Raw genomic sequence first — 21,986 nt, 5'->3', positions numbered from 1 at the left:
CGTCTGTCGTCCGGACTGGTCCGAACCGCACGGGCGCCGATCTCGTTGCCGAAAAATCCAGATCACGGGCGCAGCAAAGCCGGAGCCGGTTGCCCCAACCATTGCGTCCGTTCGGGAATTATCGCTTCCGTCCAGGAATGACGGGGCGCCCGCAGCCGGGCGCCCCGAAATCGAGAACCTACTTCTGGATGCAGGTGTCGACCGTATCCTTGGTGCACTCGTCGAGGCCGGTGAACACCGGATCGGCGACCGCCTTGCCTTCGATCAGGTCGATCATCACCGACGGTGCCTTGTAGCCCATTTCGAACGGCCGCTGGCCGACCAGAGCCGTTACAAGGCCATCACGAGCGATCGCAATCTCGTCGCCGATCGTGTCGGCGGCGCCGATGACGAAGTCGTTGCTGGCGATCCGGTCCTTGAGCGGTCCGAACAGATCGCGATAGGGCTGCGGCGCGCCGAACAGCGGCCAGCCGCCCATGATCCCGAAGGCGTCCAGCTTGGGGTTGGCGGCGAGGATGTCGGTCATCGCCTGCACGCCCTTGGCGCCATCGTCGTTGGTAAACACCGGGCAGCCGGCGACTTCGGTCCAGCCACCTTCACCGGCAAGTGCGGCGAGGCCCTCCTTGCCCGACAGTGCGTCACGCATGCCTTGCGCACGGCGCAGGATGTTGTCGGCTGCCGGGTTGCCTTCGATGGTGCAGATCGTGCCACCATTCGGCTTGCCCTTCTTGATGTACTCGCCGATCTTCTTGCCCATCAGGTAATTGTCGGTACCGAGATAGGTCTTGCGAAGGCCTGCGTCTTCCTTGCTGAGATCGGCGTCGACCGTCATGATCGGGATCGACGGATTGGCACTCTTGATCGTCTGCGCGATCAGCGGCGCGTTGGACGGCGAGATCGCCATCGCCACCGTGTCGGCCTTGCTCAGCATGTCCTGGACGATCTGCGCCTCGCCGGCCTCGTCCGAAGTCGACGCCGGACCGGTGTAGAAGCATTCATATTCCGAGCTGGCGTTTTCCTTGTTCCATTTCTCGCAGCCCTGGTGGATGGCCTCGAAGAACGGATTGTCGAGACCTTTCACGACAATGACGAGCTGTTTCTTGGCCAAAGCCGGCCCGGCACCCAACGCCATGGCGGCGACGGCGGCGAGCAAAAGTGTTTTCCTCATGTCAGTCCTCCCTTGAAACAAACGGACACGGCGTGCCCGCCATACAGATCGACCGGATGCGTGATGACCGAGGGTCGTTTCGCGAGCGCTCGTGTCGCCAGGACAGATCGATAAGCATTTCCAGATTCGGCTTCAGATCAGCTCACACACAGGTGCCGCCGGATCCTGGACCGTCAAACCTCCGCCAATTCCGGCCGGCGAACCGCCAGCGGGGATCGGCATAATCTCCTCCGACGCTTAGCTAATATCGGCTTGGCGCCAACGTCAATGCTATTTGTCCTACAAAACGGATTTTTAAAATAGTCCTGGCCCAATTCGTCCGACAATTGATTGACGTGCGCCGGCTTTTGCGTAAAAGAACGCTAACGCCGTCTTCGGGAGGAGCCGGGGAGAGCGAGGCCAAGCAGCGTCGGCATCCACGCCGGTAACAGCTGCAGGTCGCAAAGCACGGGGAGGCAAAGGCTGGTGGCGGTTCTCGAACTCACCAACATCTCAAGGCATTTCGGCGCTATCCAGGCCGTCAACGACGTTTCGCTGTCGATCGAGCCCGGACAGGTGGTCGGCCTGATGGGCGACAACGGCGCCGGCAAGTCGACGCTGGTCAAGATGATCGCTGGCAATTTCCGCCCGAGCCATGGCACCATGCACATGGACGGCAAGGAATTGATCCTGCACAAGCCGGCGGAAGCCCGCCAGCACGGTATCGAGATCGTCCACCAGGACCTTGCACTCTGCAACAATCTGACTGCCGCCGCCAATGTCTATCTCGGCCGTGAGTTGCGGCGCGGCGTCGGGCCGTTCCGGATCCTCGACTATGCCTCGATGTACAAGCGTGCCGGCCAGCTCTTCGCCGAATTGAAGTCCGAGACCCGTCCGCGCGACCTCGTCAAGCAGATGTCGGGCGGCCAGCGCCAGGCGGTGGCGATTGCCCGCACTATGCTGTCGCAGGCCAAGATCGTGCTGATGGACGAACCGACGGCGGCGATCTCGGTGCGCCAGGTCGCCGAAGTGCTGAACCTTATCCGCCATTTGCGCGATCAGGGCATCGCCGTCGTTCTGATCAGCCACCGCATGCCTGACGTGTTCACCGTCGCCGACCGCGTCATCGTCATGCGGCGCGGGCGCAAGGTCGCCGACAAGACGATTGCGTCGAGCTCGCCCGAGGAAGTCACGGGGCTGATCACCGGCGCTATCGAACAGGTTTGATTTCAAGCGAATTCCACCACGCACAGCAGATGAAGGTCGACGATGGCACTAACAATTGACCAGCCGATCGAGCATAAGCAGCAATCCTTGGCCGCGAGACTGTTTGCCAGCCAGACTTTCTGGGTGGTGATCGCGGTCATCCTTGCCTGCGTGTTCCTGTCGTTTGCCACCGACGCTTTCGCCACCTCGAAGAACCTCTACAACATCACCCGCAACATCACCTTCGTCGCCATCATCGCGCTCGGCATGACCTTCGTCATCATCACCGGCGGCATCGACCTGTCGGTCGGCTCGGTGCTGTGCCTGTCGTCGATGGTGCTGGCCGTCACCATGCATGCCGGCTACTCGATCGAGGTCGGCATCCTGGCCTCGATTGCCACCGCGCTCGCCATTGGCGCCTTCAACGGCGTGCTGATCGCCTATCTCGGCTTTCCACCCTTCGTGGTGACGCTCGGCATGCTGTCGATCGCCCGAAGCCTCGCCATGGTCGCCTCCAACAACACGGTGGTCTTCCAGTTCGGGCCGGACCATGCCAAGCTTCTGTCATTGGGCGGCGGCGCTTGGGTGTTCGGCATCGCCAACCCGGTGCTTTACATGATCCTTCTGGCGCTGATCACCGGCTTCATCCTGCGCTGGACCAAGTTCGGCCGCCATATCTTCGCCATCGGCGGCAATGAGCACGCGGCAACGCTGACCGGCGTTCCGGTGCGCCAGATCAAGGTTGCCGTCTACATGATCTCGGCGCTGTCGGCGGGCATTGCGGGCATCATCCAGACCGGCTGGCTGGGTGCCGTCACCACCAATCTCGGCACCGGCATGGAGCTACAGGTAATCGCCGCCACCGTCATCGGCGGCGCCAATCTGGCCGGCGGCGTCGGCACCGCCTTCGGCGCCATCGTCGGCGCGGCCCTGATCGAGGTGATCCGCAACAGTCTCGGCCTGCTTGGCATCAATGCCTTCTGGCAAGGCGTCTTCATCGGCGGCGCCATCCTGCTGGCGGTGCTGTTCGACCGCATCCGCAATTTCCGCCGCAGCGACTAGAACCATGATCCCGAAAAGTGGAAACCGGTTTTCTCGGACAAACGGAACCGTTTGTCCGGAGATCATGGTCAAACAAAAGACGGTTTGATGGCCAACTCCCTGTTCAGCCTCGAGGGCCGGCTGGCGCTGGTGACCGGCTCCGGCCAGGGCATCGGCTTCGCGCTGGCTCGGGGCCTGGCCGAACATGGGGCAAGCGTGGTGCTGAACGGCCGCGACGCCGCCAGGATCGATAGCGCCGTCGAAAAGCTGCGCAACGCCGGCTTCAAGGCGCACGCCTCGGTATTCGACGTCACCGATTTTCAGGCGGTCAACGAGGACATTGCCCGCATCGAGGCCGAGATCGGCGCCATCGACGTCCTCATCAACAATGCCGGCATACAATTCCGCGCCCCGCTCGAGGACTTTCCCGAGGAGCAATGGGAGCGCCTGTTCAAGACCAATGTGTCGGGCGCCTTCCATGCAGCCAAGGCGGTCGCCCGCCACATGATCCCGCGCGGCAAGGGCAAGATCATCAACGTCGGTTCGGTGCAGAGCGAACTGGCAAGGCCGAACATCGCGCCCTACACCGCCACCAAGGGCGCGATCCGCAACCTGACAAGGGGCATGTGCGCCGATTGGGCCAAACACGGCCTGCAGATCAATGCGATCGCGCCCGGCTATTTCCGCACCGAGATGAACCAGGCGCTGGTCGACAATCCCGAATTTTCCGCCTGGCTGGAAAAGCGCACGCCGGCCGGGCGCTGGGGCAATGTCGACGAGTTGATCGGCGCCGCCGTGTTTCTGGCGTCAGATGCCTCGTCCTTCGTCAACGGCCATACGCTGTATGTCGATGGCGGCATGACGGCTTCGGTTTGAGGTTGGCAATTCTCCCGACCGCCATTCGTTCCAGTGCGTATCGCTCAGTCTGAAAATCCGGCCTCACTGGCCGTCATTCGCCCTCGCCGCCCGCGCGCGTCTTGACGCGGCCCCGAACTCGGCCGCACAATCCCCACTGCAGGCGAAGGGAGGCCAGTCGCCTGCGGGAGGATATACCCATGACGGAAGCGATCAGGCTCTACTGGGGCCGGTTCGGACATGTTTCTATCCTGAATGTCGCAAGCGACTTCGTCACCCATGCCCATGTCGAGGCCCATCTCATCATCTGGCTGGAAGGTACGGCCGGCGAAATGACCATCGGCCGCGAGACCGTCCGGCTTGGGCCTGGAACGGCCGCCGGCATCAACTCCTTCCAGCCGCACAGCCATGTTCTGTCGCAAAACGGGACGCCCGGTCTGTTTCTCGCCTTCTACATCGATCCCGACTGGGCGCGGCGCCGCCGCGACCTGCCTTCGTCGGCGCCGCTGTTTTCACAAGCCGCGATCACGCTGGAACCGTGGCTGCATCAGGCCGCCGCCAATCTGCTCGACCACCTCAGCGACAATGAGAGCGTCGACGACATCGCCAACTACGAGATCGAGCGTTTCATCGATAGCGTGCTCGACGCCGCCGACGCCTCGGCGCCGCAGGAGGGCCGTGTCCGCATCAACACCATGCAGGATTTTCGTGTCCGCAAGGCAATCCAGCTGATGAAGGCCAATGTCTGCGAGCGCATCTGCTTCGACGATGTGGCGCGCAGCGTCGGGCTGTCGCGACCGCATTTCTTCGCTTTGTTCAAGGAACAGACCAATCTGACGCCCAATGTCTACTGGAACACGCTACGCATGGAGGAAGCGGTGCGGCAGTTGCAATGGTCGCAGGAACCGCTGATCTCCGTCGCCTGCAATCTCGGCTTCACCACGCAAGGCAATTTCTCGCGCTTTTTCCGCGACCATGTCGGCGTGCCGCCGACGCTCTACCGCGAGGCCGCGCGGGCGATCGCCTGAGCCAGCCGCCCTTTTTCAGACTCCCCGCCCTTTTTCAGACTCCCCGCCCTTTTTCAGACTCCTTGATAGGCGCTCAAGACGCATTGATAAGCGTCGCTGAAATGGCCGCCCTACCTTTGCACCGGATCGCTTTTGCAAGGGAACATTTTGAATGGCCAAAGTCACCATCTCCAGCGTCATCGACGCGCCGGTCGAAAAGGTCTGGGCGCGCATACGCGACTTCAACGGGCTGCCGGGCTGGCATCCGCGCATGGTGGAAAGCCACATTGAAGACGGCAAGGATGCCACCACAATCGGCTGCGTGCGCAATTTCCAGCTCGCCAGCGGCGCCCGCCTGCGCGAAAAGCTGCTCGACTTCTCCGATCAGAATTTCCTGGTCAGCTACTCCATCCTCGAGACGCCGCAGCCGCTGACCAACCACAAGGCGACCCTGCAGCTGCGGCGCGTGACCGATGGCGACCGCACCTACGCCGAATGGACCGCCAGCTTCGACGCCGCCCCCGAGGAGGCAGACAAGCTGGCCGAGGGCATGGGCGCCAATGTCTTTCAGGGCGGCTTCAACGCCCTGAAAAGCCATTTCGCCGGCCAGAGCTGACAGGAGCCAGACCATGGCGCTGGCACTGCAGACTTTTGCAACGGTGAAAGACGCGAACGCGGCACTGAAGGCGGCCGGCACCCGCTATCTCGGTGGCGGCACGCTGGTCGTCCGCGCGGCCAATGAAGGCGACGTTTCGGTTTCCGGCCTTATCAGGTCGACCGAGCCGTCCCTGTCCACCATCGCCGTTGCCGGCGATAAAGTCTGCATCGGCGCTTCGGTGACCATGGCGGCGATCGCCGGCCATCCGGGGCTCGGCACGCTCGCCAAGGCCGCCCGCGCCGTCGGCGGCCCGGCCATCCGCAACATGGCGACCGTCGGCGGCAATCTTTTTGCCCCGGCCCCCTATGGCGATTTCGCCGTTGCCCTGTTGGCGCTCGATGCGACGGTCAGTACCGATGGCGGCGAAACACCGATCGAGACCTTCCTGGCCAATCGGGACGGCAGCCGCGCCGTCGTCACTTCCGTGAGCTTCACGCTTCCGAAGGCCGACAGTTTCCGCTTCCTGAAAGTGTCGAGGGTCAAGCCCAAGGGCATCTCCGTGCTCAGCATAGCCGGTGCTCTGGAATTGTCGTCGGATGGCACCGTGACCTCGGCGCGGATCGCGCTCGGCTGCATGGCGGATCGGCCCATGCGCGCCAGGGCGGCGGAAAAAGCGCTGATCGGCCGAACGCTGACCGCTGACGGCATCGCGCCGGCCTTGGCCGCGGCCGGTGATGGCACCTCGCCCATCACCGACCCGATCGCCAGCGCCTGGTATCGCGCCGAAGTCCTGCCGGTTCATCTCGGCCGGTTGCTGCTCGCATAATATTTGTTCGGGGGCGCGCGTCTGTCCGCTGGTTCGGGCAGGCGCGCAAGGAGGAAAACATGGCAAAGATCCCGGTTCAGTTCACGCTCAACGGTTCTGAAAAGGCCGAATTTATCGATAGCGGCACGACGCTGCTGCACGCCTTGCGCGACAAGATCGGTGACACCTCGCCGAAGGGCGGCTGCCATCAGGGCACTTGTGGTGCCTGTTCGGTCATCATCGACGGCGAACTCCGGCTCTCCTGCCTGACGCTGGCCGAGACCTGCAATGGTGCAACCATCACCACGACATCCGGTCTTGCGGAAGGCGGCGTGCTGCACCCGTTGCAGCGGGCCTTCCTCGACACGTTCGCCACGCAATGCGGCTTCTGCACGCCGGGCATGATCATGGCGGCCAAGGCGCTGCTCGACCACACGCCCAATCCCAGCCGCGACGAGGTGGTCGAGGCGCTGTCGGGCAACATCTGCCGCTGCACCGGTTACGAGCCGATCATCCAGGCGGTGCTGACCGCCGCCCGCGCCAATTCGCAGAACGCGGCCTGAGGGGTCCAAAACAATGGAACTGCGCAAGAACTACTTCGCCGATGTCCGCAAGGATGATCTGCACGAGATCGGCCAGCCGCGGCCGCGCTCGGATTCACCCGGCCATGTCACCGGCAAGACCGCCTTTTTCGCCGACCGCAACTTTCCCGGCATGCTGCACCTGAAGATGGTGCGCAGCCCGCATCACCATGCCCGCATCCGCTCGATCGACACCTCCGAGGCGGAGAAACATCCAGGCGTGGTGAAAATTCTGACCGCCAAGGATGTGCCGCACAATGTCTACACCATCCTGATCCTGATCCAGATCGGGCCGGAGGACGAGACGGTGCTTGCCGACGGCAAGGTGCGCTGGAAGGGCGAGGCCGTGGTGGCGGTGCTGGCCGAAACCGAGCGCGCGGCACAAGAGGCCGCAGCCAAGGTCAAGGTCGACTATGAGGTGCTGCCGGCCGTCTTCGACATGGAAGAGGCGCTGAAACCCGACGCGCCGCTGGTCAACGAATATCACGGCCAGAATTATTACCTCTATGATAGCGGCGAGTGCCGCAAGGTGCGCTTCGGCGATGTCGAGGCGGGCTTCGCCGGCGCCGACCACATACTGGAGCAGAGCTACCAGTCTTCGCCGATCGAGCACGCGCCGACCGAGACCACCGGCTGCGTGGTGGCGCCCGAGGGCAATGACCGCTTCACCTGCTATACCAACACGCAGGCGATGTTCTTCACGCTCGACAACACCTCGATCATCCTGCAGATGCCGGGCAGCAAATTGCATTTCGTCGGCGGCACAGTCGGTGGCGGTTTTGGCGGCAAGGTCGACGTCATCGTCGAGCCGATCGCCATCCTCGGCGCAAAACTAACAGGACGACCAGTCTGTTTTATCTACAGCCGCGAGGAGGAGATGCAGATCTCGTCGCCGCGCGCCGCTGAAAAGGTCGTCATCAAGGACGGCGTCATGAAAGATGGCCGCATCGTCGCGCGCAAGGTCACCGGATACACCGATGCCGGCGCCTATTCGCGCCACTCGCCCTATGGCGCGCAGAAGGGCGCGGGGCATTATCCCGGCCCCTACACTATTCCGAACGTCTGGATCGACACCTACTGCGTCTACACCAACCGCACGCCGTCGTCGGCCATGCGCGGCTTCGGCGTCACCATCGGCGATTTCGCGCTGGAGGTGCAGATGGACAAGCTGGCGCGCCTGATCGGCATGGACCCGCTCGAATTCCGCTTCATCAACGCCTATCGCGATGGCGACATGAAGGCGCACCGCCAGCCGACAGAGGGCGCCGCGCTGATCGAATGCATGCAGGAAGCCTCGCGCGCCGCCAACTGGCCGGTGGCGGAAAAGTACCTGGCGATGTCCTCCTACGTGAAGGGAGCTTGAGATGGCGATCAGGCGCGGACGCGGCGTTGCCGCGATTAACTATCCCACCGGTATGAACCTCGGCGGCGACCCGACGCAGGCACTGGTGCACTCGACGCCGACAGGCAATTTCATGGTGACGCTGTCATCGGTCGATCTCGGGCAGGGCATGAAGCAGATCATGGCGCAGATCTGCGCCGAGACCATCGGCGTGCCGACAGACCGCGTCGTCGTCGACACCGCCGACACCGACACCGGCCCGCACTGCATGGGCACCTTCGCCTCGCGCGGCACGCACCGCGCCGGCAACGCCGTCATCCAGGCGGCAAGGGAAGCGCGGCAGGTGATGCTGGAAGTGGCCGCCGAGGAACTGGAGGTGAACGCCTCCGACCTCGAGACCGACGGCCAGGGCAACATCCTGGTCAAGGGCGCCCCGCAAAAATCGATCTCGATCTTCGATGTCGCGCTGTCGGCGCATTTCAAGCGCGGCCGCTCGATCTCGGGCCGCGGCATGTTCCTGATTCCGCGCTCCTATCCGGAGAAAGAAACCGGCGCGATGAAGCCGTCGACCTGCTACGCGCATGCCTGCACCGTGGCCGAGGTCGAGGTCGACGACGAGACCGGCGAGGTCACCGTGCTGACTGTGAAGAACGTCTTCGAGATCGGCCGCGCGCTGAACCCGAAGATGGTCGAACAGCAACTGGTCGGCGGTTCGTGGATGGGCATCAGCCATGCGCTCTACGAGACGACCGAGCCCTATTATCCCAACCGCGACCATGGCGGCACGGACTTCAACCAGTATCTGATGCCCGGCCCCGGCGACCTCGCCGAGACCGAGATCATCGTGCTGGAGCGGCCATCGGCGGACGGACCATACGGCGCCAAGGGGCCGGGCGAAATGTGCGCCAACCCGCAGATCCCGGCGGTCGCCAATGCCGTCTTCGACGCTGTCGGCGTGCGCATCGACACGCTGCCGATCACGCCGGAGCGCATCCTGCGCGCGCTGAAGGCGCAAGCGGCGAACTGAGGCTGGAATGAACGGGACAAGCGCCGAGACTGTCGCAATCTCACCGGACGCGGTGGCGCAGCATCTTGCCGCCTCGCGCTATCTGGCCGACGACAGTCTTGCGACCGCGATCTTTCTGGCGATCCGGCTGGGGAAGCCGCTGCTGCTCGAAGGCGCACCAGGCGTCGGCAAGACGGAAGCGGCCAAGGCGATCGCCGCGCTGCTCGGCCGCGATCTGGTGCGGCTGCAATGCTATGAAGGCATCGACGCTGCGCATGCGCTCTACGAATGGAATTATCAACGCCAGCTGCTCGCCATTCGCCACGCCGGCGAGCATGAGATCGACATCTACGAAGACCGTTTCCTGATCGCCCGGCCGCTGCTGCAGGTGCTGAAGGCGCCGGAGCAGCGGGTGCTGCTGGTCGATGAGATCGACCGCTCGGACCATGAATTCGAGGCGCTGCTTCTGGAATTCCTCTCCGATTTCCAGATCAGCATTCCCGAACGCGGCACAATCCGCGCCACGGCACAGCCGATCGTCATCCTGACCTCGAACCGCACCCGCGAGCTTGCCGAGGCGCTGCGCCGCCGCTGTGTCTACCACTGGATCGGCTATCCCGACGCCGAGCGCGAGGCCGCCATCATCATGCTGCGCGCCGGCAATGTGGCCGAGGTAACGGCGCGCGCGGTGGCGGCGGCCGTGCAGACCATCCGTGCCCGGCCGCTGGCCAAGCCGCCGGGTATTGCCGAGGCCGTCGAATGGGCCAATGCCGCGACCATCCTGGAGAAAGGCGGCAGCCCGTGGCCGGAAGCCTTCCGCCGCGCCATCGGCGTGCTGATCAAGGACGAGGAAGACCTTTCCTACATTGCGCCGGAGCTTGGACGGATCGTCGAGGAGGCACTGGCGTGACGCGGGAGGTCATTTCGCAAGGCTGGCGGGACAGCGCCCCCCTCTGTCCTGCCGGACATCTCCCCCTCAAGGGGGGAGATCGGATGTCATCCCCGCTTTCGCTAATCGCTGACGTCGCCGAACAGAGCGAAGCGCCGGAGCTGCCAATCTCCCCCCTTGAGGGGGAGATGTCCGGCAGGACAGAGGGGGGCGACACAGAATGATGCGGGAAACAAGCTTCCCCCGCGCCGCCTCGCCATTCCTGGGTTTTGCCAGGCTCTTGCGACGCTACGGCTTTGCCATAGCCCCCGAGCAAGTCTCCGGCTTCATGCAGGCGGTGACGTTGCTCGGGCCGCGCTCGATGGCGGACATCCGCGAGGCCGCCCTCGCCACGCTGGCGCCGCCGCCCGACCGCCGCGACGAATTCGAAGCGCATTTCCAGAGCCATTTCTATGGCAACAGGTCCGCCGTGGTCGAAGGCGACGCCGACGAGGAAACCCGCATCAAGGATGATGGCGGTGCGAGCCAGGAAGAGATCGAGGTCATCAGCCATCAGGAAGGTGGCGAACTCTCTTCCGGCGCCGAACAACTGAGTACCCGCGATTTCAAGCGCGACGACGACAACCTTGCCGCTTTCCGCCGCAGGCTCGCTTCAGCCTTGCCCGCCCGCCGCTCGTTCCGCACCGTGCGCACGCATTCGCGCGGCAAGCTCGATCTGCGCCGGTCGCTGCGGGAAATCGTCAGCGCCGATGGCGACGTGCCCTCGCCGCTGCTGCGCCGCCGCCAGACCGTGCCGCGCAAGCTGCTGCTGCTGATCGACGTTTCCGGCTCGATGAAGCTGCACACCGCAGACTATCTCAAGCTGGCGCATGCCGCCGTGCAAGGTGCCGACCGCGCCGAAATCTTCACCTTCGGCACGCGGCTGACCCGCATCACCACGGCATTGCGCATCCGCGACCGCGACCAGGCATTGGCCCGCGCCGCTGCCCAGGTCGACGATTGGGACGGCGGCACCCGGATGGGGCCGACGCTGCTCGCTTTCCTCTCGGTGCCGCGCTTTTCAGCCTTTGCACGCGGTGCCGCTATCGTCATCCTGTCCGACGCGCTGGAACGCGGCGATCATGCCGAGTTGGAGACAGCCATGCGGCGGCTGAGCGCCCGCGCCTTCCGGCTGTCGCTGGCCACACCTTTGGCCGGCGACCCGCGCTTCCGGCCGGCAACGGCGGCACTTCGCGCCATCCTGCCTGACCTCGACGATCTCGTCGACGGCTCGTCGCTTGCCGGTCTCACCGATTTCATCCTGTCGCTCGCCCGCCCTGCTCCGGCGGCGGCGACAATCTGGAAGAGGGTTTCATGATGCAGAAAACCATCGACGCACATTTTCACATCTGGCGCCAACAGGACCAGCCATGGCTGGTCGGACCGATGGTGCCGCGCATCTTCGGCCCCTACGAACCGATCCGGCGCGACTATCCGATCGAGGAATTTCTCGAAGACCAGAGGGATTCAGGCGTCGAGAAGGCCGTCTACGTCCAGACCAACTGGGCCAAGGAGGATTTCGAGAAGGAAGTCGCTTTCCTGCAGAAGACGTCCGACGAAACCGGCTGGCCGCATGCCATCGTCGGCTACACCGACATGACCGTCGACGATATCAGGCCTCAGATCGATCGCTTGATGAAATACAAGCTGCTGCGCGGCGTGCGCATGCAGTTGCACTGGCACGAGACCCCGGCCTTCCGCTTCGCCGCCTCCGCCGATCAGGTGATCGACCCGAAAGTGCGCGCCAATGTGGCGCGGCTCAAGGATTATGGCCTGTCCTTCGACCTGCAGCTCTTCCCCGCCCAGATGAAGGACGGCCTGACGCTGGTCGGCGAGAACCCCGAAACGAATTTCATCCTCACCCATGCAGGCATGCTGACCGGCATGGAACCGGAAACCACCGAGGCCTGGAAGGCAGGCCTGCAAACGCTGTCGGCGGCGCCCAATCTTTACGCCAAGCTGTCGGGCCTCGGCACCTTCGTCCACCGCAACGATCCCCTGCTGATCGCCTATGTCGTAGACAACGCGATCGATATCCTGGGCGCCGACCATCTGATGTTCGGTTCGAACTTCCCGATCGAGAAACTGTGGACCAGCCACGCTGAGCTGATCAAGGCGCACCGCGACGCGGTGGCCAAGCATGGTGCGGTGGCCGAGGCGGATATCTTCTGGAACACGGCGGAGAAGGTTTACCGGCCGGTGTGACGCCTCACTTCACCTCGAACTGCGGATCGACTGGAATCTGCATCGCCGTCACCAGATGGTTGGTCTGGCCGGCGAGCCCGATGATCGACACCAGTTCGCCATGCTGCGCATCGGTCATGCCCTTGGCGCGGGCTGCCGCCGTGTGCGAGTGGACGCAGTAGGAGCAGCCATTGGCGGTCGACACCGCGATGTAGATCATCTCCTTGGTCAGCGGATCGATGGCGCTGTCGGCGACCATCACCACCTTCAACTGTTCCCAGATCCGCTTCAGCGCCGAAGGATCATTGGCCAGCCCGCGCCAGAAATTGTTGACGAAATCGGATTTGCGCGTCGCGCGGATGTCGTCGAACACGGCTTTCACGGCGGGAATCTTTTCGACCTCGGCATCGCTGAGGAGTTTTGTGGTGGCCATGGGGTTTTTCCTTCGTTGGATCGTTGCGTGAATTGAATCAGGTCTTGAGCAATTGCGGCCAATCCACTCGTCCGATTCACTTTTCCAGCGCCGGCGTCTAGATTCAGGTCAGGCCGAGTCGAAAATGGTGAGTTCCGAGAACCGGAGCGGAGCGTACTTTTCGTACGTGAGCACCGGAAGCGCAGGAAACCGCCATTTGCAGGCCGGCCTCACCTGAATCTAATGCACGGCCGCGTACATGATCTTCTCCTCCGTGGCCTCCGCCGGCGAAAACTCCTCGACGATGCGGCCCTGGCGGCAGACCAGGATGCGGTCGGACAGGTTCATGATCTCCGGCAGGTAGGACGAGATGACGACGACGGCCAGCCCCTCATCGGCCAGCCGGTTGATGATCTGGTGGATCTCGGCGATCGCGCCGACATCGACGCCACGTGTCGGCTCGTCGAAGATGACGATGCGCGGCTTCTGCACCAGCCCCTTGCCGATCACCACCTTCTGCTGGTTGCCGCCTGACAGCTCGACGACGCGCGCATTGTCGTTGATTGCCTTGATGTTCAGCGTCTTCGTCCATTCGGCCGAGAGCGCGCGCATCTCCTGCGTGTTGATCACCCAGGCCTTTTCGCGGCCCGCCGCCAGCAGTCCGCCGAACAGGTTTTCGGCAATGCCCATCGTCTCGAAGATGCCTTCGCTCTTGCGGTCCTCGGTGACATAGACGATGCCGTCGGCCACCGCTTCGCTCGGCACGAGATAGCGCACCGGTCTGTCATCGAGTTCAATCGCGCCGCCGCGCAGGAAATCCCGCTTGTAGATGCCTGAGACGATCTTGAATGTCTCGGTGCGGCCGGAGCCGATCAGCCCAAACACGCCGGTGATCTGGCCTTCGAAGATCGAAAAAGAGGTGTTGCGCACGACATTGCTCATCGAAATGTCCTGCACCGACAGCACTTTCTTGCCCGCCTTGCGCAGCTTCGCTTCGTCGCGCTGGCGGTAGATCTGTCCCGATAGCGTGCGCCCGACCATGGCGGAAACGATCCTGTCGCGGTCGAAGGCGGATGTGTCGTCGGTAATGACCAGCTCGCCGTCGCGCAGGATGGTGATGCGGTCGGCGATATCGAGCGCCTCTTCCAGCGCATGGCTGATGAAGACGATCGAGACGCCGCCCGCCTTCAGCCGGCGGATCAGCGCGAAGAAGTGCCGCTTCTCCTCCGGCGTCAGCGTCGCCGTCGGCTCGTCGAAGATGATGATCTCGGCATTGTGGTGGACGGCGCGCGCGATCTCGACCATCTGCCGCTTGGCGGCGCCCAACGTTGCCACCATGGCGTTGGGGTCGACCGGAAAATTCAGCGACTGCAGGAACTGCTGCGCTGAAATGTAGGTGCCGCGCAGCCGGTTGAGGAACTTTTCGGTGCCGAGATAAAGGTTCTGCGCCACCGTCATCGACGGCACCAGGCTGGTCTCCTGGAACACCATCGCGATGCCGGCTTCAAGCGCTGCGTGCGGCGAGGCGTAGGCGATTTCCTGGCCCTTGTGGAACATCTTGCCCGAGGTGGCATCGACCACACCGGCGATGATCTTGGTCAGCGTCGATTTTCCCGCGCCGTTCTCGCCGAGCAGCGCATGGATCTCGCCCTTGCGCAGTTCGAAGCTGACGTTCTTCACCGCGGGCACGCCGCGATAATTCTTGGTGACGTTTTCCAGCCGAACGATCGGTTCCATCAGAAACCTCCCGAAGCGAGGTCGATCGCCAGCACGCAGTCGCCGCCTCTGGAGGCGACAAACAGCCGGCCGTCCTTTTCCGCAACGCTGCAGATGCCATGACGCGTTCCATTGGCGCGGCTGTGCAGGCTGAATTGCGGCTGCATCTTCTGGTCGAGCCTGACCACCAGCCCGTAGGAGCGGCTTGGCGACCATGGCTTGTGGATGCCCATGGTGCGGATGCCGCCGCATTGCAGCGGCTCGAGGAAGCTGCGGCTGGACGCCAGTGCCGGCGCGATCCAGTAAGCCGGCGGCACTTGGCTCAGCATGTCCTGCCGGTAATGCGTTTCCTGCAGCACGAATTCGATCAGCCGGTTGCGCGGCGCAAACAAGGTCAGCCAGGCCCCACCATCGGCGGACGGCGACAGCCGCGCGGGATAGCCTGGCAGATGCGTCAGAACCGTCGAACGGCTGCCCGTCGCGCCGCCGAAACGCACCAACTGATGGCGCCAGCTTTCACTGACAAGCACATCCTTGCCGACAGGATGCAGCCCGTAGGGAAAGGCAATGTCGCCGGCGAGTTTGCGGAAATCACCGCCTGCGGCGCCTCGCTTCCAGAGCGAACCGGACACGCCCTTCTTCATCAGATCGGCGGCCCATTGCGATGGCGCATGCTCGGCCGAGCCGTTGGCCAGCCACAGCGTGCCGTCATCCGCATAGGCTAGTGCGGTGATGCAGCTGATCCCGGCCGGCAGTGAAACGTCGCTGCCGCCAATCAGCAACTTGCCGCTTTCCAGCCCGACGGTCAGTTCGCCGGATGGCGACAGCGCCAGCGCGGTGACGGCAGACGGAAAGGTCTCGACCACGACAGGTTGCGCTCCAGCAGCAATCGAATGGATGGCGTTGCCGCTGGAGACCACCAGCCTGTCACCGGTAACCAGCAGATTATCCGGTTCCGTCAGCTCGGCAAAAGCCGGCGCATCATCCAGCCGCGTATTGGGGCGAAAAGCGCCGTCGAGCGGCGGGATGGTCACCGCCTTGCCGCGGAACAGGTCGAGCACCGGGTCGAGGATCATGGCTTTGCTCCCCAATAGGAAGCGGGGCTGGTCCAGTTCGGGTCGGCGCCTGAAATCTTGTAGCGGCCGATGCGGTTGTTGAGGATGCCGCCTACGAACAGATACCCCTTGTGCTCGCGCATCGAGGTGACCATCGGGTGCGCGCCGCCGGTGAGATCGCCCATCGCCTCGACGATGCCGCCCCTGTCATTGAATTTCACCACACCGCCGGTGTTGATGTTGGGGAACAGCCATTCGTCCTGCGGCAGCCGGCGCGTCATGCGCTTGCGCATGTCGGGATGGCGCAGCGACAGGTCGAAGCTCGGCGTGCGCATGCCGAGCCACGCCATCCAGTAATTGCCGTCGGAGGCGCGGTTGATGTTGTCGGGATAGCCCGGCATGTCGCGGATGACGCATTCGGCGGTGCCGGCCTTCGGCCCCTCCAGCCAGTAGCGGTGCACGCGGCAGGCCCAGCTTTCGGCGAAGAACAGCGACTTGCCGTCATGCGCCATGCACACACCGTTGGTGTAGCGGTAACCGTCGAGCAGCGTCTTCGTCGAACCGTCCTTCGGGTCGTAGACCAGCAGCCGGCCGGTGGCACGGTTCTCGATCGAATCCAGCGCCCAATCGTGGGCGTCATATCGCTTAGTTGAATCTGTGAAATAGATGCGGCCGTCCGGTGCGATATCGCAGTCGTTGGGGTCACGCAGCCGTGCATCGTCGACGATCGAGGTCCACGAGCGCGACGTTTCGGCCGACAGTCTTTTGACCTCACGATCCGGCGAGACGGAGTAGAGCCCCATCGCGCCGACGCAGCTGATCAGATTGCCTGATTTGTCGAAGGCCAGCCCCAGCGGGAAACCGCCGATGTGGGCAAACACCTCCGACCTGACATAGTCCGGCGCGAAGAAGCGGACGATCTCGCCATGGCGCGTGCCGCAATAGAGGTTGTCGTCGCGGTCGAGGATGACGTCTTCCGGCCCCTCCAGCTCGCCAAGCCCGATATGCTCTGCGGCCGACAGCCTGTTGTCGAGTTCGTATGGCGTGCCCGAGCCGGGTGCGGCCGACTGTGTCTCGCCCATCTTGAGATAGACCGGCGCGACATAGACCTCATTCAGCACCTTGTGCCGGTTCTTCAGCCAGCGGATGTCGATGGTCACCGCCACCGCCAACATGATGCCGAGCACCATCTGGTTGGTGCCGGTGCCGTAGCCCAAGCGGATCAGACCGTTGGTCATGGTCAGCACGATGATTGCGCCCATCAGCCCCTTGATCACCGAGCCGCGCCCGCCGCCGAGGCTGACGCCGCCGACCACCGCCGCCGTCAGCGCCATGATCTCGAGGTTGAGGCCGGTTCCCGGCCCTGCCCCGCTCAACCGGCAAGCAATGAGGAAGCCGCCGATCGAGGCGCAGAAGCCGGAGAAGACATAGGTCATGAACACGGTGCGGCGCACGCGGATGCCGGCATTGTGCGCCGAGCGCCTGGAGCCGCCGACCGCCAGCACGTGCCAGCCCGGCCGCGAACGCGTCAGCGCGATATGGGTGACGATGGCCAGGATGATCGCCAGCCACACCGAGACGGACAGCCCCCAGAAGGTGCTGTCGCCGATGAAGTCGAGCACATCCGATGTCGCGGTCGAGAGCTGCACATCGGCGGCATAGGTGGTGACCAGGATGTCGAACAGCGCCCGGCCGAAGATGAAGGTCACCAGCGTGGTGAGAAAGGCGCGCAGCCTGAGATAGCCGACAAGGTAGCCGTTGATGGCGCCGAAGATGAGGCCGGTGGCGAGCGATGCGGCCAGCGCCAGCCAGATCGACTGTTCGAGGATGAAGAAGACATAGACGGCGGAAAAGCACGACAGCGCGAAGATCGAGCCGACCGACAGATCGATGCCGCCACCCAGCATCACCACCGTCATGCCGGTGACGACCATCGAGAACTCGCCGAGCTGGCGGGTCGATTCCTGCAAAGCGGTCAGCTTGAAGAAGCCGGGAATGACCGAGCCGAAGGTCGCCAATGTCGCCACCAGCGCCAGGAACGGAATGGCGTTGTCGGTCCAGCGTTTGGTCAGTATCTCGCCGACGACATGGTCGGGCACGAGATTGTAGCGCCAGGACTGGAGGCGTTCGCGAAAGGACATCGGCTGCTGCTATTCCATGAGGGGACGAGGTGACCGGATCCTTCCGGTCACCTCGCTTGTACTTCAGTCGAAAAGGTGCGGTTTACTTTGCCGCCGCCGCTTGTGCCTGCAGCGCCTTCAGGTCCCAGCAGCTGTCGGGCTTGAGGTCGGCCTTGGTCGTCGCCTTCTCCAGCGTGTAGATGTAGGTGTGCGAGGTGCCGGCCGGCTGGCCGCTCTGCAGCAGGAACTTGATGATGGCGTTCATGTCGCCCGACTGGCGAGCAAGATCGGTCATCACCACAGCGCCATAGGTGCCGTCGACCAGCTTGTCGCAATCGGCCGCCTTCTCGCCGCCGCCGGTGGTGACCAGGAACACCTTGCCGTCGAGTTTGGCATCGCGGATCGCGGCGGACGCGCCGGTGGCGTCGCCATCCCAGAAATCGATGATCGAGCAGATATCCGGGTTCTGCTGCAGCATCGTCGTCGTCACGTTGCGCGAGGTCGTCGCATCCCAGTTGGAATCGGGCTTGGCCACCACCTTGAAGTCGGGATTCTTGTCCAGCACCTTCATGATGCCGGCATACTGATAGAGGCTGGAGGAGTTCGCCTGGTCACCCTGCACCAGGCCGATCTTCTTCGACGAGTTCGGGCCGCAGCCCTTGATCGCCGCTTCGGCCTCGAGCTGGCCAAGCCGGTCCCAGTCACTGCCGATAAAGGCGTCGGCCGGGAAGTTGGCGGGATTGTCGACCAGGATGACATAGGTGCCGGCGGCCTGTGCCTTCTTCATCAGCTTGGAATAGGAGTTGAGGTCCGGCGCGTGGATGATCAGCACATCCGGCCTGGTGTCCGAGGAGATGGCGTCCGTGATCGCCTGCGCGCCGGCATCGACGACCCAGTTCGGGTCGCGCGTCTCGAACACGCCGCCCCAGGCCTCGACTTCGGTCTTCAGATAGTGCGCCCAGCCCTGCGCCAGGTCGAAGCCCATTGCCAGAGGCACCAGCATGACGCGCTTGCCCTTGAGCGCCTGCGCGTACGCAGCCGGGCCCGGATCGTCGGCGGCGAAGGTTGGCGCCACGAAGGCGGTGACAGCGAGCGCCGTGGCGGCGGCCATGAGTGTCTTGATCAGTTTCATGTCGGATCCTTTTGCTTTGGTCGTTGTTATCAGCGGCCGGCCCCAACCGTCCGCCGCAGTTCAGGTCTAAATGTCGCCCTGCTGGGCGGTCTGCTCGTCACGTGGATTGATGATGCCGTCGACGATGATGGCGCCGAGCAGGATCGCTGCCTTGATCAGGTTCTGGTAGAGCAGCGGAATGTCGATGATGGTCATGGCGTTGAGCAGGATGCCGATCAGTGCCGCACCGACCAGCACGTTGCGCACCCCGCCGCGCCCGCCGGACAGGCCGATGCCGCCGATAACCGCCACCAGCACGATATCGTAGAGCAGCGTCGAATTGACGACGCGGGTATTGATCGAATGCAGGCTGGCCGCCGTCAGCAGGCCGGCGACCAGTGCAACGAAGGCGGAAAGCACATAGCGCAGCACCAGCATCGGCCGCACCGGCATGCCGATGTTGCGGGCGGCCACCGGATTATCGCCGGCGAAATAGATATAGCGGCCCCATTTGGTGTAGCGCAGGAACAGGAAGAACAGGAAGGCCAGCCCTGCGAAGACGAAAACCTCGATGGGAATGTCGAGGAAGCGCAGGCCACCGAGCAACTCGACCCAATGGCCCTGCGGCACCGGCACGGCATCCTGCGTGATCAGTTGCGAGCGTACATAGCCGAAGACGAAGGAGCCTGTCGCCAGCGTCACGAAGATCGCCGGCACGTCGGCATAGGCGACGAGAAAACCATTGAGCAGGCCGATGGCCAGCACACCGGCCAGCACATAGGCGAAGGCAAGCCCGTCCGGCGTCCCCGAATTCAGCAGTTGCAGGTACCAGGCGACCGACATCGCCATGATCGCGACGGCAGAGAGGTCGATGCCGCGGCCGATGATGACCACGGCCATGCCGAGCGCAAGGATGCCCAGCACCGACACGGAGCGGACGATGGCGACGAGATTGTTGGGGTCGATGAAACCTGGCAGGCCTATAGCCGCTGCAACGAACAGCACCACGGCGATGGCAAAGACAATGCCTTCCTGGTTCAGGCTCCTGAAATTTGGCCAGCCGATGGTGTTCATGTCTGCGTTTGCCCCGATGGCAGCGCTGCCATCCCTGGGAAAGAACGCTAATCGGCCCAACGCCGGTTCGTCAAATGAATCCGCGCCCGGAACCCAGGCCGGCTGCGATATTTATCGAGTGGACGCATCGATTGCCGAAGCTGGCGCAATGCGCGGAAAACTCTGCGCTTTTGGCAATTGGTTGCGCCATTGCGGCCGCACGCGAAAGCGCTGCACCAAGGCGAAGGGACAGGACGGAATTTATCTCCGCATCAGGCGGAAAAATCGATCTGAATTTCCCGGCGAGTGCCCGGAAACCTCCGCGCCCGCACCTGGCGGGAGCACGAGAAAACGCAACGCCGCCACCAGCCCGATGGCGCCGATCACCAGAAAGGCTACTCGAAAATCCACAAGATCGAGAGCGGGGCGATCCCTGACGATCTGCGACAGATTAAGGATCGCCGCCGCCACCGCGACGCCAAACAGCATCGCCACCTGCTGCAGCATCGAGGACAGCGTCGCCGCCGAGCTTCGTTGCGACGCATCGATGTCGGCGAAGGCCAGCGTGTTAAGGGCGGTGAACTGCATCGAGCGCGACAGGCCGGCAATCAGCATCAGCGCCACCACCAGCGTTTGCGGCGTCTGCGGCGAGATCGCTCCGCAAGCCATGATCGAGGCCGAGGCGATGATGCCGTTGACGACCATCACCGAGCGGAAACCGAAACGGCGCAGCGTCGGCGTGGTCACCGTCTTCATGCCGAGATTGCCAAGGAAATAGGCCAGGATCATCAAGCCGGCATCGACAGGCGAAAGGCCGAAGCCAACCTGGAACAGCAGCGGCAGCAGGAACGGCGTGGCGTTGATCGCCACCCGGAAAATGGTGCCGGCGGCAAGCGTCGAGATGGCGAAGGTCAGCACCTTGAACGAGGAGAGATCGAGCAGCGGATGCGGCGCGCGCCTGAGATGGCGCACCGCCAGCCAGCCGAGGACGATGCCGGCTACGATCAGCAGCGCTGTCGGCAGCACGCCGTCCTCGGGATGCGCGATACGCTCGAGACCGTAGAGCAGCAAGGCAAGTCCCGCCGATGTCAGGAAAAAACCGGGCCAGTCGAGCGGCTTGGGGTCGGCCTCGCGGTCGCCTGGGATGAAACGGGCGACCAGCGCCAGCCCGATCACGCCGAGCGGGATGTTGATGAAGAAATTCCAGTGCCAGGACAGATAGGTGGTGATGAAGCCGCCGAGCACCGGCCCGACCACCGGCGCAAACAGTGCTGGCCAGGTGATCAGCGCCGTGGCGTTGAGCAGTTCGGATTTCGGCGCATTGCGCAGGACGAGAATGCGCCCAACCGGCGTCATCAGCGCGCTGCCGAGCCCTTGCACGACACGTGCGGCGACGAACTGGGTCAGGGTTTGCGAGAGGCCGCAGGCGAGCGAAGCCAGGGTGAACAGGACGATCGCCAGCAGGAAGATGTTGCGCGCCCCGAACCGGTCGGCGAGCCAGCCCGACAGCGGCACGAACACCGCCATGGTCAGCATGTAAACGGTGATGCCGATGCTCATCGCCACCGGCGACACGCCGAAGGAGGCGCCCATCTGCGGCAGCGATGTCGAGATGATCGTCGAATCCAGCAACTGCATGAAGAAGGCGATGGCGACGATCAACGCCACGCGCCGCGCATGGGTGGCCGTTTCGGACAAGGTTGCGATCTCGGGAATGGCAGTCATGACGGAACCGGTTTGAACAGCATCTCCCCGGCGACGTCCAGAGACGTCGCAACAAACTTTCGTGTGCCGCCATGGCCTGCTATGGAATGGATGG

The 21,986-nt window shown here is 63.6% G+C and carries 20 protein-coding genes; 12 read left to right on the top strand and 8 right to left on the bottom strand.

Translation table 11 applies throughout. From position 1 onward, the window contains the following. Positions 1 to 178: 178 nt before the first annotated feature. Positions 179 to 1,168, bottom strand: a complete 990-nt coding sequence (locus AC0NIL_RS15725; protein WP_013530855.1) for a sugar-binding protein — start codon at positions 1,166 to 1,168, stop codon at positions 179 to 181. A gap of 465 nt (positions 1,169 to 1,633) precedes the next feature. On the opposite strand from AC0NIL_RS15725, the gene AC0NIL_RS15720 reads away from it, so the two are divergent. From AC0NIL_RS15720 to AC0NIL_RS15665, 12 genes are all read left to right on the top strand, one after another. Beyond that, complete coding sequence (locus AC0NIL_RS15720) at positions 1,634 to 2,374, top strand: ATP-binding cassette domain-containing protein (RefSeq protein WP_013530854.1); 741 nt, start codon at positions 1,634 to 1,636, stop codon at positions 2,372 to 2,374. Positions 2,375 to 2,416: 42 nt separating this feature from the next. Continuing rightward, positions 2,417 to 3,415: an ABC transporter permease gene (locus AC0NIL_RS15715; protein ID WP_013530853.1), complete on the top strand. Its 999-nt coding sequence runs from the start codon at positions 2,417 to 2,419 to the stop codon at positions 3,413 to 3,415. Between the two features lie 87 nt (positions 3,416 to 3,502). Further along, on the top strand, positions 3,503 to 4,270 hold the full coding sequence (locus AC0NIL_RS15710) for an SDR family oxidoreductase (RefSeq protein WP_027160696.1): 768 nt from the start codon (positions 3,503 to 3,505) through the stop codon (positions 4,268 to 4,270). A 179-nt stretch (positions 4,271 to 4,449) separates the two neighbouring features. Continuing rightward, positions 4,450 to 5,277, top strand: a complete 828-nt coding sequence (locus AC0NIL_RS15705) for an AraC family transcriptional regulator (RefSeq protein ID WP_063172535.1) — start codon at positions 4,450 to 4,452, stop codon at positions 5,275 to 5,277. A gap of 151 nt (positions 5,278 to 5,428) precedes the next feature. Continuing rightward, positions 5,429 to 5,872, top strand: a complete 444-nt coding sequence (locus AC0NIL_RS15700; RefSeq protein ID WP_127321791.1) for an SRPBCC family protein — start codon at positions 5,429 to 5,431, stop codon at positions 5,870 to 5,872. A gap of 13 nt (positions 5,873 to 5,885) precedes the next feature. Beyond that, positions 5,886 to 6,680 (top strand): FAD binding domain-containing protein, encoded by a 795-nt coding sequence (locus AC0NIL_RS15695; RefSeq protein ID WP_473572076.1) that lies wholly within the window; start codon positions 5,886 to 5,888, stop codon positions 6,678 to 6,680. 59 nt (positions 6,681 to 6,739) lie between these two features. Next, positions 6,740 to 7,222 (top strand): (2Fe-2S)-binding protein, encoded by a 483-nt coding sequence (locus AC0NIL_RS15690; protein WP_027160699.1) that lies wholly within the window; start codon positions 6,740 to 6,742, stop codon positions 7,220 to 7,222. 13 nt (positions 7,223 to 7,235) lie between these two features. Continuing rightward, positions 7,236 to 8,603, top strand: coding sequence for a xanthine dehydrogenase family protein molybdopterin-binding subunit (locus tag AC0NIL_RS15685; RefSeq protein WP_027160700.1), 1,368 nt, complete (start codon positions 7,236 to 7,238; stop codon positions 8,601 to 8,603). 1 nt (position 8,604) lies between these two features. Next, positions 8,605 to 9,609, top strand: coding sequence for a xanthine dehydrogenase family protein molybdopterin-binding subunit (locus AC0NIL_RS15680; protein ID WP_023756899.1), 1,005 nt, complete (start codon positions 8,605 to 8,607; stop codon positions 9,607 to 9,609). A gap of 7 nt (positions 9,610 to 9,616) precedes the next feature. Continuing rightward, on the top strand, positions 9,617 to 10,498 hold the full coding sequence (locus AC0NIL_RS15675; RefSeq protein WP_473572078.1) for an AAA family ATPase: 882 nt from the start codon (positions 9,617 to 9,619) through the stop codon (positions 10,496 to 10,498). A gap of 199 nt (positions 10,499 to 10,697) precedes the next feature. Further along, complete coding sequence (locus tag AC0NIL_RS15670; protein WP_127366528.1) at positions 10,698 to 11,834, top strand: vWA domain-containing protein; 1,137 nt, start codon at positions 10,698 to 10,700, stop codon at positions 11,832 to 11,834. After that, the gene (locus AC0NIL_RS15665) at positions 11,834 to 12,721 is read left to right on the top strand and encodes an amidohydrolase family protein (RefSeq protein WP_064994052.1); all 888 of its coding nucleotides are present in this window, start codon (positions 11,834 to 11,836) and stop codon (positions 12,719 to 12,721) included. The genes AC0NIL_RS15670 and AC0NIL_RS15665 overlap by 1 nt, the downstream gene beginning before the upstream one ends. Before the next feature lie 4 nt (positions 12,722 to 12,725). Here AC0NIL_RS15665 and AC0NIL_RS15660 read toward each other — a convergent pair whose 3' ends face one another. The 7 genes from AC0NIL_RS15660 to AC0NIL_RS15630 form a co-directional block, all read right to left on the bottom strand. Next, entirely contained in the window at positions 12,726 to 13,133 is a 408-nt protein-coding gene (locus AC0NIL_RS15660; protein ID WP_275952680.1) for a carboxymuconolactone decarboxylase family protein, read from the bottom strand. A 219-nt stretch (positions 13,134 to 13,352) separates the two neighbouring features. Further along, positions 13,353 to 14,849, bottom strand: coding sequence for a sugar ABC transporter ATP-binding protein (locus tag AC0NIL_RS15655; RefSeq protein WP_013530841.1), 1,497 nt, complete (start codon positions 14,847 to 14,849; stop codon positions 13,353 to 13,355). Next, entirely contained in the window at positions 14,849 to 15,904 is a 1,056-nt protein-coding gene (locus tag AC0NIL_RS15650; RefSeq protein WP_473572080.1) for an NHL repeat-containing protein, read from the bottom strand. The genes AC0NIL_RS15655 and AC0NIL_RS15650 overlap by 1 nt, the downstream gene beginning before the upstream one ends. Continuing rightward, complete coding sequence (locus AC0NIL_RS15645) at positions 15,901 to 18,024, bottom strand: ABC transporter permease (protein ID WP_127367323.1); 2,124 nt, start codon at positions 18,022 to 18,024, stop codon at positions 15,901 to 15,903. The genes AC0NIL_RS15650 and AC0NIL_RS15645 overlap by 4 nt, the downstream gene beginning before the upstream one ends. An 82-nt stretch (positions 18,025 to 18,106) precedes the next feature. After that, a complete protein-coding gene (locus AC0NIL_RS15640; RefSeq protein ID WP_013530838.1) occupies positions 18,107 to 19,135 on the bottom strand; it encodes a sugar ABC transporter substrate-binding protein in 1,029 nt (342 codons plus the stop codon). A gap of 66 nt (positions 19,136 to 19,201) precedes the next feature. Next, on the bottom strand, positions 19,202 to 20,188 hold the full coding sequence (locus AC0NIL_RS15635; RefSeq protein ID WP_013530837.1) for an ABC transporter permease: 987 nt from the start codon (positions 20,186 to 20,188) through the stop codon (positions 19,202 to 19,204). A 240-nt stretch (positions 20,189 to 20,428) separates the two neighbouring features. Beyond that, on the bottom strand, positions 20,429 to 21,892 hold the full coding sequence (locus tag AC0NIL_RS15630) for a DHA2 family efflux MFS transporter permease subunit (protein WP_275952679.1): 1,464 nt from the start codon (positions 21,890 to 21,892) through the stop codon (positions 20,429 to 20,431). Positions 21,893 to 21,986: the final 94 nt, after the last annotated feature.

The sequence above is a fragment of the Mesorhizobium sp. WSM1343 genome, from assembly GCF_055901535.1.
This window is presented reverse-complemented; position numbering and strand designations above follow the sequence as displayed.